The sequence below is a fragment of the Thermoactinomyces mirandus genome (assembly GCF_013868055.1).
Lineage (GTDB): Bacteria > Bacillota > Bacilli > Thermoactinomycetales > Thermoactinomycetaceae > Thermoactinomyces > Thermoactinomyces mirandus.
This window is the reverse complement of sequence record NZ_JACEOL010000011.1, coordinates 1-13,942: the sequence shown is the minus strand read 5'-3', so window position 1 is coordinate 13,942 and position 13,942 is coordinate 1. Positions and strand designations below refer to the sequence as shown.

Below are 13,942 nucleotides of genomic sequence, written 5' to 3'. Positions count from 1 at the left end.
TGCTCGTAAGCGTGGGCGACCTCTTTTCGTGATCCGGGTTCTGCCCTTGCGCTTACCTGAGCTATTTTCTTTCAGACTCAACCCTGCTAACTTTTGGATTTGGCGGGAATGTTCATAACGTTGGAGGTCTCCGACCTCCGACAGAAAACCTGCCACAGTGATAAATCCTACACCAGGAATCGTTAGCATTTGTGCTGATCCCGGGATTTGAAGAACGAGCTCTTCGAGTTGTTCCATCAATTTATCTATTTGTGTCTGTAATAACTCATATTGCTGGAGAAGCAGTTGTAATTCTGTTCGGGCCATAGACAGGCCTGTGGTTAAGCCAACAGAGACCTTGGCAGCTTCTAATAACCGTGTAGCTCGTTTCACACCTACCGCCCGTTTTATTTCTTGCTTCCACGCCTGGACGATTTTTTCAACATTCATTGTTTGAACATCTGAAGGTAATGGAAAGTGTTGCAGAGAGAAAAGTGCTGCTTTTCCTTCCCAATTCTTAAAAACGTCAAGAAACTCTGGGAAGAATCGATCCAACCAATTTTGAATACGCCCTTGAACACTCGCCAAATCTTTTGTTAAACGGTCTCGTAAGTTCATACCAATACGAAGTTCGGCATAGATTCCTTCAGGAATCTGGGGTTCGGAGTACCGTTCACCTTGAACTAACCTGGCAATAACATAGGCGACTTTTACATCATTTTTGGTTGGTGAATTGTCGTCCAGCTCTTTGCTCCTCTTAACATGCATCGGGTTAACCATGACCAGTTTGACGCCGTGTTTCTTGAGAAACTCGGCTAAACAAAACCAGTAATGGCCTGTTGGTTCGATCCCAAACAGCACCTGCTGTTTGGAGTGCTGTTTCATCAAGGACTTGATCCAAAAAAGCAATTGGTTAAACCCGGATTGGGATTGGCTAAATGCAATGGTCTTGCCTAATTCAATCCCACGAAAGTCCACAGCCCTTGCAAAGTGTTTATGTTTGGCAATGTCTGCACCTACGATTAAAGTTGATTCATTGATTTGCTCAATTTTACGATTTTGTTTATACTCCATATTGGGTATCTCCTCAGCTATTTAAGGGTCGTACGGGACGACACCTCGTATGTTAGCAGGAGGTACTTTTCTTTTTCAAACAGCCCCCTATTTGATTACAGGAATAGCTCCTTTTAAAAATATTTTATTCTTGAATAATGTTTGCAAAAGCTTTTTTATATACATAAAATCGATGATATTTACTAAACCATCACTGACAAAAAAAGAGACGAACCTGGTAAGTTCGTCTCCCTTTAGATAATAAAAATCATAATCATCCAGCGCATAACCTTAACCAACCAACTTGCTGCTATCTGAAAATTATCCGATCGAACCTTCCATCTCATATTTGATCAGCCGGTTCATTTCAACTGCGTATTCCATGGGCAATTCCTTGGTAAACGGTTCGATAAAGCCCATGATGATCATATGGGTAGCTTCTTCTTCAGAAAGCCCGCGGCTCATGAGATAGAATAACTGCTCCTCGCTGACTTTGGACACGGTAGCCTCGTGTTCGAGAGTAACATCGTCCGTTTTCGATTCGTTGTAAGGGATTGTATCCGATGTCGACTGATCGTCCAGAATCAGTGTGTCGCATTTGACATTGGCCTTGGAACCGGCTGCATTACGGCCAAAACTGGACAAGCCCCGATAGGTGACTTTTCCGCCGTGCTTGCTGATTGATTTTGAAACGATGGTCGAGGTGCAGTTCGGAGCAAGTGCAACCACTTTGGCCCCCGCATCCTGATGCTGCCCTTTTCCGGCAACGGCAATCGACAGGACGTCTGCTTTTGCCCCTTCACCTTTCATGACCACAGCGGGGTATTTCATGGTCACCTTGCTGCCAATATTCCCGTCTATCCATTCCATATGGGCTCCTTTATGGGCTACCGCCCGTTTGGTTACCAGGTTATAAACATTGGCGGACCAGTTTTGAATGGTTGTATAACGACAACGGGCATGATCTTTCACAATAATTTCCACAACGGCACTGTGCAGGGAATCCGTACTGTAGATCGGTGCCGTACAGCCTTCCACATAATGGACAAAAGATCCTTCATCAGCAATAATCAGTGTCCGTTCAAACTGCCCCATATTTTCCGAGTTGATCCGGAAATAGGCTTGCAGCGGAACCCCGCAACGTACTCCTTTTGGAACATAGATAAAGCTTCCACCGCTCCACACTGCACTGTTTAAAGCAGCAAACTTGTTGTCAGTCGGGGGAATAACCGTTCCGAAATATTCCCTCAACAGTTCCGGATATTCCCGTAAAGCGGTATCGGTGTCACAAAAGATGACTCCCTGTTCCTCCAATTCCTTTTGCATGTTGTGGTATACGACCTCTGATTCATATTGTGCCGATACTCCGGCCAGGAACTTTTGCTCCGCTTCAGGAATCCCCAGTTTGTCAAAGGTCTGTTTGATTTGCTCCGGAACTTCTTCCCAGGACCTTCCCTGCCGTTCGGAAGGCTTGACATAGTAGGTAATGTCGTCAAAATTCAGGTCATCCAGTTTTCCGGGCAAAAGGGAAAACCAATTGCTGTTTTTGGAATCCGGCATAGGCATTTTATAAAACTGCTCCAAAGATTTTAACCGGAATTCCAGCATCCAGTCAGGCTCATCTTTCAGGTGGGAAATCTCTTCGACCACTTCCCGGCTTAATCCTTTTTTTGAACGGAAAACCGAGACATCTTTATCATGAAAACCGTACTTGTAATCGGATAGATCAGGCAATTGACTGTTTGTCGTCACGGTTTTCTCCTCCTTATCTATCAGATCCGTGCTTGTGTTCTTCAATTCCTTTTCCAAGCGCTTTCCAGGCCAGGGTCGCACATTTGATGCGGGCTGGAAAATTCTTGACTCCTGCCAGCGCTTCTATATCTTCAAGCGGAAATCGCTCAACCTCCACATCTTCGCCTTGCATCATGCGGGAAAACAGGTCAACCAGTTCCAGAGACTGATCTACCGTCAGTCCCTTTACCGATTCTGTCATCATCGAAGCAGAAGCAAGACTGATTGAGCAGCCGTCTCCCAAAAACTTCACATCTGTGATCCGTCCGTCTTCAATGATCATTTGCAAAGAAATGCTGTCACCACAAGTCGGGTTATTCATATTGACCGTAAAAGCCCCATCGTCAATGCGGCCCCGATTTTTCGGGTTTTGATAATGGTCCATGATTACCCGGCGATACAAATTATCTAAAGACATTTCCAAAATACTCCTTCGTCTTTTGTAATCCCATGACAAGTCGATCAATATCCGATTCATCATTATACAGATAAAAGCTTGCTCTGACTGTCGCCGACACATCGAGCCATCTCATCAGAGGCTGACAGCAATGATGGCCGGCCCGAACAGCGATCCCCTCTGCATCCAAAACAGTTGACACATCATGAGGATGTAAATTGCCCAAATTGAAAGTAACAAGAGCAATCCGGTCTTCCGGACCATATATGGTAATCCCGTCGATTCGCCGAAGCTGTTCGTAAGCGTAGCGGATCAGTTTGCGGTCATGCTCTTCAATCCGGTCGAGTCCGATTGATTCCAGATAGTCAATCGCGGCACCAAGCCCAATCGCCCCGGCAATGATGGGGGTTCCCCCTTCAAATTTCCACGGAAGTTCTTTCCATGTTGACTCATAGTCATACACATAATCAATCATTTCGCCGCCAAATTCAATCGGTTCCATGTCATTTAGCAATTCTTCCCGGCCATACAGGACACCGATTCCTGTAGGCCCGCACATTTTGTGACCCGAAAAGGCAAAAAAGTCAACATCCAGATCCTGCACATCCACTTTCATGTGAGGAGTGCTTTGTGCACCGTCCACCACAATATAACCGCCTTTTTGATGAACATGGCGGGCAATTTCCTTAATCGGATGCAAGGTTCCCAGAACATTGGAAACCTGCTGGATAGCCACGATTTTGGTTTTGTCCGTCACCATTTTCATTACTTGATCCATCGAGACAGACCCGTCTGTTTCCAGCGGAAGATATTTCAGTTTCGCTCCGGTCCACTTTGCAACCTGTTGCCAGGGAATCAGGTTGCTATGATGTTCAGATGGCGTGATGACAATTTCATCCTCCGGCTTGATCAGCGGGTGGGCAAAACTCCTGGCAACCAGATTGAGGGCGGATGTGGTTCCCCGGGTAAAAATGATTGTCTTTGTCGAAAGGGCATTGATGAAACGACGCACCTTTTCGCGTGCCCCTTCATAAGCGTCCGTCGCTCTGGAACCAAGTGTATGGACACCACGGTGCACATTGGAGTTATACTGCTTATAGTAATTATCTATCGTTTCAATTACTTGAATCGGCTTCTGTGATGTCGCCGCGCTATCCAGATATACCAAGGGATGACCGTTAACTTCTTGATCCAAAATCGGAAAGTCTTTTCGCCAATGATTCATGATTTGAATTTCCTTTCAATAATATGATGAATCCGCTCGCACAATGCATTCGAAGGAATCTTGGAGATGATGGCATCCAGGAAACCGTGGATGATCAATTTTTCCGCTTCGCTCCGGTGAATTCCGCGAGACATGAGATAATACAGCTGAAGCGGATCTACTTTCCCGACACTGGCTGCATGGCCCGCCATTACATCGTTTTCATCGATAAGCAGGATCGGGTTTACATCCCCGCGCGCCTCCGGATTCAGCATTAATACTTTTCCAGACTGTTGGCCATCTGATTTGCTGGCGCCTTTCTCAATTTTGGTAATGCTGTTTATGATGCCTGAAGCCTGATCTTTCATGACGGAACGGGCATTAATGTTGCTTTTTGTATGGCGTTCCAAGTGGTAAACCGAAGAAGTCACGTTCGCTTTCATATCTCCGGTTCCCAGGGCAAACTCCCTTACATCCACATTGCTGCTTTCACCTTGCAGATGTGAGGTGTTGTTGGAAACGATCCGCCCATCACTCAGATCGGCAATATTCCATTCCAAATGTCCGTTTCGGTCTACCAATGCCCGGCGATAAACCACATCGACTGCCTCTGAATTCAGGTTATTGACCGTTGAAATCCTTACGTCAGCCTGTGCTCCTACAAACACTTCCATCACGCTGTTATTGATCGCCCCCAGATCATCGCGACAGGCAACAAAATTGGCGACAAAGTCCAGACGGCTTCCTGCTTCAGCAACGATCAGGATATGCGGGAACATGGCAGCACCTTTACCGGACAGCCAGAACAGTCCTTCCAGTGGAATTTTAACCTGTACATTTCCGGGAACATACAGGAAGACGCCGCCGCTTTGAAAGGCTGCGTGAATGGCAGTCAAACGATGTTCATCAATCCTGACACCATCTGTCATGAAATATTTTCTTAACAGGGACTCATGTTTTTGGGAAGCTGTTCCCAAATCCGTAAAAATGACCCCTTGTTCACTCAGGCTTTGATCAAGGTTGCAGTAAATAACACTCGCATTTTTTTGCACAAGCAAATTTCTTTTATCTTCAACGAAAACAAACTCTCTGAGATCTGCTGGAAGTTCGTCCGGGGACATTATCGGAACTTCTTCCGCAAATGGTTCGAATTTCGTAAAGTTCCATTTGCTGATATTGGTTTTCTGCAGTCTGGGTAAGGGAAGTTGGGCAGCAAGTTTCAACGCGTCCAAACGGTTTTGAAGCATCCAATCCGCTTCTCCGTTTTTTCCGGATACTTCAATCACGATTTTTTTGTCAAACAACATTTGGGTATCCATACTCATCCGGAAGCACCACCCCTACGCCTTTTGCCCAACAGTTTCATCTTCAACGCCCAATTCTTCCTTCACCCAGTCATAACCTTCCGCTTCCAGACGCTCGGCCAATTCCGGACCTCCGGATTTTACAATTTTTCCCTGGATAAAGACATGTACATAATCCGGTTTAATGTAGTTTAGCAACCGCTGATAGTGCGTAATCAAAATGACGCCCATTTCAGGGCCCAACAGCGAATTGACCCCTTTGGAAACCACTTTTAAGGCGTCAATATCCAAACCGGAATCAATCTCATCCAAAATGGCAATCCGCGGTTTGAGCATCATCATTTGCAAAATTTCGTTCCGTTTTTTCTCTCCGCCGGAAAAACCTTCGTTTAAATAACGGGTGGCAAATTTTTCGTCCATTTCAAGCAGTTCCATTTTGTTATCCATTTCGCGGATAAATTTCATAAGGGAAATCTCATTTCCTTCCCCACGTCTGGCATTGACCGCACTGCGCAGGAAATCGGAGTTGGTGACACCACTTACTTCGGCAGGATATTGCATGGCAAGAAAGAGGCCGGCTCGTGCCCTTTCATCCACTTCCATGTTCAAAACATCTTCTCCGTCAAGGGTAACACTTCCATCTGTCACCTCATAACGCGGATGCCCCATCAATACAGAAGCCAATGTACTTTTCCCGGTACCGTTTGGTCCCATGATGGCATGAATTTCTCCACCTTTTACCTCTAAGTTCACACCTTTAAGGATTTCTTTTCCATCAACCGTCGCTTTCAAACCCTTGACAATCAGTTCTGGTGCTGCTGACATAGTCTCATCCTCCATCAAATCTTTTGCTGTTGTATATCTCCTGAACCCGTATACCGGTTATTTTTTGTATGGAGATAATCTTGTTGCCATCCGGATGAATGGCAACAGTATAATAATGGTCAAGATATTAATTTAAACTAATTATCATCTGATTCTCACCTGATTCTCATTTCATTTTACTTCACACTTTCCACCATATCAAGCTTAGTTTTCAGGTGAGCCACATAGGGCTATTTAAATAATACATCACATCAAATATATTTTTATATGCCTTATTGAAACATATCCATCAATGCTGCTGATCCGCCCGGATCGATCCCCCTGGCAACCTGAAAACCATCATCGATAAAATTAAATTAAAAATCCATCTGTTTTGCCCCGAATTATATTTTGATATCAATCCCTTTGCTGTCGAAAATTGTTATCGCCAGAATGTGATTTTAACCATCAAATTCCGCGTTAAATACCGGTTTTCCGTCCCCGCAGAATCATCAAAAAACGCCGTGATTTTATAAAAGTTTTCCCATTTTAACCCTTGCTTTTCATTGATTTTTGAGGCAAAATGTTAATAGAAGGTTTTCTGGATTAATCAAAATATTTCGCCTTGAGAGGTTTTGTGAAATTATTTATAATTATCATTTTTTGTCATTTCTTTTTTTATTTTTTGCACTTTTTTTGTTTCCTAATCAAAATATTTCCTTTATGTAGTCGTAGGAGGAGTTTTTAATGAAAAAAAATATCTACAAGGTTTCAAGGGCTCCATCTACCATATCCCCATCTCTTAGTTCTCCGACCGGAATTTACGTCAAATCAGCCGTTTCCAGCAAACAAATCAGCCATGATAAAAAGAGTCCTTTTTTATTTGGAAATGTTGTTATCTCTGAAAAAAATTCCAATTTTAGCATCCCCCTCAAAGTAACAGATCAGCAACGTTACCTGAACAGCTTTCTAAAGAAAAAAATGTTGCAGTTATGGAAAAAACAGCGTTTCATTCTCTCCATGCCCTACCCGACACCGGAAAAAGCCTGCGAAGAATGGAGGCAAGTTTATAAAGAGTTAAAACCGCTTGTCATTCAGTCCTATGAAGAAGATTTTTCAATTCCCTTAATTCCCTTTACACTGTTCGGTTGGCTGCAATACGTCAAACTTGTTGCTCAAATAACTGGCAAAAATAACGATGCGAAGCTCTGGGATGAAATCACACTCTTTTTCCAGAAATGTCACAAAAACAATTTGTTGTCCGATCTGTTTGAGGCACATACTTCTCAGAAAAACAATGAATCCTTTTAACAACTTTATATGTTATTGTGCATTCCTAAACAAAATTGTTACCTGCTTTTATCCATACATCTTTGCAGAAGTTCAAATTGGTTCTAACCTGAAATCAGGATGATATAAATTTAAACCGTCTCAATAAAGGATGAGACGGTTTTTTTGCAGTTTTTGCACCATGTTTATTTTTGAAATTTGCCAGTCATCGTTTCAATATATTCTTCTTTAAAATAATTGATTACTTGTTCCATCATCACTTTCCTTGTGAGAATACCTACTAACTCTCCTTTTAAATCAATAATCGGAATATAAGATTGATTTACCAGTACCTCAAACGCAAACGAAAAAATGGAATTGGCCAATATTCCGGAATGATTTTTATTCATCGCTTCAATCACAGTATGTTCGCTCAGTTGCGAAAAATCAATTTCATTTCCACGACTGATCTTCAGCATAAAATCCAGGATGTCCGTTTTGCTGATGACACCCTCCACCTGCTCCTTGTTATTGATCACGGGAACGGAATTGGTTCCATTCCGTGTCAATACGAGCAACGCCCTTTTGAGTGACCAATCCGTATTTACGGTAACAACCTTTTCCCTGGGAATAATATAAGGCGTAATCTCACGCGAAAACAAGTAACTGGTTTCATCCCGTTTCTGCATATGCAAAAACTCCCTTACTCTTGGTAATCCCATCAGTCATTACCACAGAGCGCTTGAAATTAAACCTATTTTTTCACATTCAAAACTTTTTTCCTCGCTTGTTCCATATTTGATTGCTCCCCAATCATGTTATCCCGATCATAAATCCAGTGTCAACGGTTTATTGTCTTTTGGAAAACATTTGTCAGAAAGATAAATGGGACCCATTCATTGTTACTTTTTCCCTTTTAAGATTTTAATTACAATTAAACTTTTACATCATTTAAAAGCCATTGAACCCAAACCCGTAAAACCATAAAAAAATCCGGTCTTTTCGTTAAGCCGGATTTTTTTATTTAATGCATGTGTTTGAAATTGTGCAACGGTTGCTGTACAAGGTAGCTCGCGCCAAATGCTCTGGTTACACCGGCTGACTCCGGTATTCCCGGGGAGTCAGCCGATTCTTTGGTATGATAAACAATGCAATACTCATCATTTGTAAAAGCCCCAAGGCCAAGGTGATCAAATTCTTTTCCTTTTTGGACAATGCGCCGCCCCGGAAACAATCCCCGGTAAAAGCGTTACAGGTGTCAACAACATGGGGTAGCTGGTGATGGAACTGTCCGGTCACTTCCCTGTTATCTTGCAGGGAGTGTTTCACAAATTTCCATCGGCTTCAATCACTCCTTTCGCCACCAGCTAGCCTTGGGAAAATATGTACTACTCCAAATTCAGTACAATCTTGCCGCAGTTTTTATTTTCCTCCATATATCTGTGAGCTTCCTTAACCTGTTCAAAGGGAAACACCCGATCGATAACAGGCCTGATCTCTCCGCTTTCCAGACGGGAAAAGGCAAACGAAGCAAACTCTTGACTCAGCCTGACCTTGTAGTCGAGGGAACGGCTCCGCAAGGTGGTCCCGGTTATCTGCAGCCTTTTGTTTAAAACGGGTGCCAGTGATGCCTGCTCAAGCCGGCTGCCTCCCAATGTGCCGATCAACACCCAACGACCGTCCATTTTTAATACTTCGATATTTTGTTTGAAATAGGGTGCACCGACAAAATCCAAAACCAAATCAACCCCGCGCCCTTCTGTTGCTTCCAACACCCGAGGGGCAAAGTCCCCCTCTTTATAATTGAAAGCATGCTCCGCACCGAGAGCGAGGCAAAATTTCTGTTTCTTTTCACTGCCGACAGTGACCAGGGGAATGGCACCGGCAGCTCTTGCCAACTGAATGGCGGCAGACCCGACACCGCCTGCCCCTGCATGGATCAGGACATGTTCCCCTTTGCCCAGGCGTCCCACCCAAAACAGGGTTTGGAAAGCTGTCAGAAACGCTTCAGGAATGGAAGCTGCTTCCACAAAAGTGATTCCATCCGGAATGGGCAAGGCCATTTTTTTCGGGACAATCACATACTCAGCATATCCTCCGCTGGGAAGCAATGCAAATACACGATCCCCAATTTTCCAGGTTTCCCGGCAATTTTCGCCAACCTCTTCGACGACACCGGCTGCTTCCAATCCCATCAGCGGGCTGGCTCCTTCCGGCGGAGGATAATAACCTCTGCGCTGCAAAAGATCTGCCCGGTTCAAAGCGGTAGCCTTGACTCTCACCAGGATTTCCTCTTTGCCACACTCCGGCTTTGGAAAATCCCCAATAATCATCTGATCGACATCCCCAGGTCTTTTCACGAGAACTGCTTTCACAATCGATCGCCTCCTCATAATAATTTCATAACATTCTCTTTGCAATGTTAAATATATTATTCTACAATGAATAAAAAAATCATCTCTTATATCACCTTCAGAAAGAAAGGAAGTAAAAATGGATCAACAAAAACTTCAATTGATCAGTATTATTTTAAAAATGGTGAAAGACATTTATGGAAAAACCATTCAATTGGAAGAGATGTTCCAGTCCAACAGCATACATATTTTATCACGTGACTTTGATCCGTTTAATGAACTTATTAATACTTTAAATCTTTCGCAACAGACCAGTACGTTATTTCTGGAACTGGTTCAGCTGTATTTGGAAAATCAGATGACCTTGCATGAGTTGATGATTGAACTGGAAAACCAGACCATGAAAGAAATGTCTGAAACTAACGTTTGACTGATTTAAACATGAAAGAACGGGCTCCTTTTCGGAGTCCATTTCATTTTTTGACCAGACAGGAACCGTTTCCTTTCCATCTTATCATGCCTGAAAACACTTCAGGCTGAAAGATCTGATTGATAAATAAATATTTGTGAGCGGTAAACATATATTGGTAATGCAAGCAAGCTTGGCCCCCTATGGACGAGTTGAACTGGAAAGCGATATGATGAAAAAAACCGAGTTCACCATCAGAAAGGATAATTCGTCGATGAGTCTCTGGTTCATATTGGCATTGCTCAGTTCTCTCACTTTCGGACTAGCAGGCTTTTTGATGAAAGTCAGTTCAGTCAAAAAAGGGGATCACGATTTTTTGTTATGGGGGCTGTATCTGACAGGCTCGCTTGGATTCTTGTGGTGGATGGTCAAAACCCGTGACATGGATTTTTCCTGTACAGTCCTGATTGCCGGGGTCATCGTGGGGATTGGCTCTGCGTTTGGCAACTTGCTGTTTATGAAGGCGCTTGACATTGGCCCCGCCAGCCTGACTTCCCCGGTTGTAAATGGCAACATCGTTTTAATGATTGGCATGTCCATGCTGATTTATGGCGAAACCATTACTGTTTCTGAAACTGCAGGAGTTGCCCTGTTAGTAATCGCAATGATGATTTTGCCTGTTGATCCCAACGAGAGTCTAAAAATTCGCAATAAACGCTGGTATGCCCTTGTTTTTATAACCATGCTGCTATTCTTTTTCCGCAATGGTGGATTGAAAATTACGGAGGAAATGCACCTTTCCGGGACATCTATTCTTTTTGTCAGTTATGTGTTTGGATTTTTCTGGTTTACGTTTCAAATCTTTCACAGAAAGCTTCAGATCCCAAGCCTGGTTTCTTCTGTCCGATTCCGTACGGGGGTTTTTTGGGGACTTGCGGCAGGCATTTTCTCTTTTGCCGGAATGCAACTTTACGCAGTGGCTCTCAATCAGGGTCCGGCCACCCTGATTGCACCCATTTTTTCCACAAACAGCCTGGTTGTGGCCTTGCTGTCCATTCTCATTTATCGTGAGCAACTGTCACTGTTCCAAACCTTGTCGTTAATCCTGCTGTTTTCCGGGCTCATCCTCATCCGGATTTAAAGGAGGAAAACCATTCTCATGAAAGCAACAGAATTCTCACTGCCAGATCTGTCAGGAAAGATCCACCAGCTCGGCAATTACCGCGGCCAAATCGTTTGGCTGGAATTCTGGGTTTCCTGGTGTGCCGCTTGCCAAGTTTCCTTGTCCAACAGAAATGTTTTATATTGTTCGTTAAATACCAGGGAGGTAGCATTTCTCACGATCAATGTAACGGGACGGGAAGCAAATCCTGATCGCGTAAGGGATTTTATCAAACGAGCCGGTTTTCAGTTTCCCGTTTTATGCGATCGCGGCACTGAAACTTACGATGCCTATAATATTTCATCTGTTCCGGCAGATGTACTCATCACTCCACAGGGGGAAATCCATGGCATTTATGACGAAACGGTTCCCCTGACCTCCATCATTCAGGAAGTGGGGTTTCTCTTGTCCAAATCTTAAAAGATAGGCTGGGTCTTGAATGAATTGGTTAGAAGCGGCTATTTTGGGGATGATTCAGGGTCTTACCGAATTCCTGCCGATCAGCAGTACCGGACATCTTTATTTGGGGCGGCATTTGTTCAGTCTCGACGAAGCGGGGCTATTTCTGGACACTATGCTCCATTTCGGGACATTACTCGCTGTCATCTCCTTTTATCGGCATGAATTGCTAAGCATGGTTCGCCAGCCATGGGGAAAATTAAGCCGGTTGGTGATCGTCGGGACCATTCCCACAGTCATGATTGGCATGCTGTTTAAGGACTGGTTCGAAGAAATTTCCCGAACGGGAACCACCATTGGCTGGGAATTTTTAGCCACCGGATTCATCCTCTGGTTTGCCGATCTACAAAAAAAAGCGGGCTATAAAACACTGGACCAGATCACTTACCGCGATGCCTTATGGATTGGAACCATGCAGGGAGTAGCCATCATGCCGGCTTTGTCACGTTCCGGTCTCACTATTTCCGCTGCCCTGTTCCGAAAAATCGATAAAATCACTGCCGCCTACTTTTCATTTCTGCTATCAATTCCCTCCATTGCCGGAGCAGTTCTTTTGCAAGGCATGGAACTGTGGGAAAAGGGATCGGATCTCCTGCCATTGAGTTCATTGATGATCGGTACTGCCTGCTCGGCACTGTTTGGCTATATCGCTGTCAAATGGATGGTGTCATTGTTGCAAAAAGGTTCCCTGAAAGTCTTTTCAATCTATGTCTGGTTTCTGGGTTCTATAATCGTCGTCGCACAATCGATCGGAATTTTCTGAACACCGGGACCAGTGGTTCTTCTTTATTTTTTTTGAAAACCCCTTGTCCCTAGTCCAATCTTCCACTATAATAAAAGTAGAACATACGTTCCCGTAACTGTGTGAAACCCGGTATGAAACTGATTTCAGTTGTCTCCAGCATGCAAGAGTCTTTTACTATGCCAGGAACTTCAGGAAGGATCAGCGGCCTTGCACCTGTTCACAAATGCTTCCGTTTCAGTTTCTTTCCAAAAGGCGCTTCCTCGGACTTTGTCGGCAAGTTGGAGGGAACATATGTCCGCTATTTGCTGTGGAGGAATCGCTATGAAATATCATCCTGAAAAGCTGTTACAATTGGCCCGTTTGCTGCTTCCGGATGACCCGGAGCTGGCAGAAGAAGTGTGCTTTAGCATGAAAAATCCGGAACAATATCTGGATCATCACTTTATTCGCGATTCGGAACCAATCAGCAATCTCCCCTGGTTTGCACTTATTCATGGCTTGTCTCAGCGAAATCTCATTTTGACCATTAGTGAAGACATGATTTCAACCTGGTTCAGTAAAAAAAGGGAAAGGAAAGCCAAGCGGTTTGCCTGGGTGATCCGGGATGGAAAATGGAGTGAAAGTTTTTGCAGCTATTCTGATTCAATTGTCCATCCTTATGTAAAATTTTCCCTTCAACTGGCAAACCACTACCTGGAACCATTGCATTATGTTTTGTGCTCGTTTACACCCACGCTTCGTCCCTATACCTTAACCATCCTGCCTGCAGAAACGGCGACAGCCTGCCAGGAACTTGCGTTGGAATCCGGGTATGGTATTTTATGGATAGAAAAGAGTCTCAAGTTGAAACCGAAACCCCATTACCAGGTACTGGCACCGGCATTTCTCCATTTGCTGGAAAATGATACCCCTTTTTTACCTTTTGATCAGCAAAAACCATTTCTTCCTTTCTTTAACTTGCAACAAAAAGACCACTGATTAATATCAGTGGTCTTTTTGTTGAATTAAAATA

The 13,942-nt window shown here is 43.9% G+C and carries 15 protein-coding genes; 6 read left to right on the top strand and 9 right to left on the bottom strand.

The annotated features are described in order from the left end of the window. The 6 genes from H2C83_RS04440 to sufC all read right to left on the bottom strand — a co-directional run. Positions 1-1,053, bottom strand: a 1,053-nt coding sequence (locus H2C83_RS04440) for an IS110 family RNA-guided transposase (RefSeq protein ID WP_181738187.1), incomplete at its 3' end; no start/stop codon positions are given. 300 nt (positions 1,054-1,353) lie between these two features. Continuing rightward, positions 1,354-2,784, bottom strand: coding sequence for a Fe-S cluster assembly protein SufB (gene sufB / locus H2C83_RS04435; protein WP_181738185.1), 1,431 nt, complete (start codon positions 2,782-2,784; stop codon positions 1,354-1,356). 13 nt (positions 2,785-2,797) lie between these two features. Next, on the bottom strand, positions 2,798-3,241 hold the full coding sequence (gene sufU / locus H2C83_RS04430; RefSeq protein WP_181738183.1) for a Fe-S cluster assembly sulfur transfer protein SufU: 444 nt from the start codon (positions 3,239-3,241) through the stop codon (positions 2,798-2,800). After that, positions 3,228-4,445, bottom strand: coding sequence for a cysteine desulfurase (locus H2C83_RS04425; protein WP_181738181.1), 1,218 nt, complete (start codon positions 4,443-4,445; stop codon positions 3,228-3,230). Before H2C83_RS04425 ends, sufU begins: the two co-directional genes overlap by 14 nt. After that, positions 4,442-5,749 (bottom strand): Fe-S cluster assembly protein SufD, encoded by a 1,308-nt coding sequence (gene sufD / locus H2C83_RS04420; RefSeq protein ID WP_181738179.1) that lies wholly within the window; start codon positions 5,747-5,749, stop codon positions 4,442-4,444. Before sufD ends, H2C83_RS04425 begins: the two co-directional genes overlap by 4 nt. A gap of 15 nt (positions 5,750-5,764) precedes the next feature. Further along, positions 5,765-6,553: a Fe-S cluster assembly ATPase SufC gene (sufC, locus tag H2C83_RS04415; RefSeq protein ID WP_181738177.1), complete on the bottom strand. Its 789-nt coding sequence runs from the start codon at positions 6,551-6,553 to the stop codon at positions 5,765-5,767. A 726-nt stretch (positions 6,554-7,279) separates the two neighbouring features. On the opposite strand from sufC, the gene H2C83_RS04410 reads away from it, so the two are divergent. Next, entirely contained in the window at positions 7,280-7,843 is a 564-nt protein-coding gene (locus H2C83_RS04410) for a hypothetical protein (RefSeq protein ID WP_181738175.1), read from the top strand. 164 nt (positions 7,844-8,007) lie between these two features. Here H2C83_RS04410 and H2C83_RS04405 read toward each other — a convergent pair whose 3' ends face one another. From H2C83_RS04405 to H2C83_RS04395, 3 genes are all read right to left on the bottom strand, one after another. Next, a complete protein-coding gene (locus H2C83_RS04405) occupies positions 8,008-8,490 on the bottom strand; it encodes a CBS domain-containing protein (protein ID WP_181738173.1) in 483 nt (160 codons plus the stop codon). A 400-nt stretch (positions 8,491-8,890) separates the two neighbouring features. After that, positions 8,891-9,130: a carboxymuconolactone decarboxylase family protein gene (locus H2C83_RS04400; protein ID WP_181738171.1), complete on the bottom strand. Its 240-nt coding sequence runs from the start codon at positions 9,128-9,130 to the stop codon at positions 8,891-8,893. 59 nt (positions 9,131-9,189) lie between these two features. Then, positions 9,190-10,176 carry an NAD(P)H-quinone oxidoreductase gene (locus H2C83_RS04395; protein ID WP_181738169.1) on the bottom strand — a complete coding sequence of 329 codons (987 nt, stop codon included), beginning with the start codon at positions 10,174-10,176 and terminating at the stop codon, positions 9,190-9,192. A gap of 118 nt (positions 10,177-10,294) precedes the next feature. On the opposite strand from H2C83_RS04395, the gene H2C83_RS04390 reads away from it, so the two are divergent. The 5 genes from H2C83_RS04390 to H2C83_RS04370 all read left to right on the top strand — a co-directional run bounded on the left by H2C83_RS04390 (position 10,295) and on the right by H2C83_RS04370 (position 13,908). Continuing rightward, a complete protein-coding gene (locus H2C83_RS04390; RefSeq protein ID WP_181738167.1) occupies positions 10,295-10,585 on the top strand; it encodes a hypothetical protein in 291 nt (96 codons plus the stop codon). A 160-nt stretch (positions 10,586-10,745) separates the two neighbouring features. Further along, on the top strand, positions 10,746-11,705 hold the full coding sequence (locus H2C83_RS04385) for an EamA family transporter (RefSeq protein WP_246333743.1): 960 nt from the start codon (positions 10,746-10,748) through the stop codon (positions 11,703-11,705). A gap of 18 nt (positions 11,706-11,723) precedes the next feature. Then, positions 11,724-12,146, top strand: a complete 423-nt coding sequence (locus tag H2C83_RS04380) for a TlpA family protein disulfide reductase (protein ID WP_181738165.1) — start codon at positions 11,724-11,726, stop codon at positions 12,144-12,146. Between the two features lie 19 nt (positions 12,147-12,165). Beyond that, the gene (locus tag H2C83_RS04375) at positions 12,166-12,948 is read left to right on the top strand and encodes an undecaprenyl-diphosphate phosphatase (protein WP_181738163.1); all 783 of its coding nucleotides are present in this window, start codon (positions 12,166-12,168) and stop codon (positions 12,946-12,948) included. A gap of 303 nt (positions 12,949-13,251) precedes the next feature. After that, entirely contained in the window at positions 13,252-13,908 is a 657-nt protein-coding gene (locus H2C83_RS04370) for a DUF6630 family protein (RefSeq protein ID WP_181738161.1), read from the top strand. The last annotated feature ends 34 nt before the right edge of the window (positions 13,909-13,942 follow it).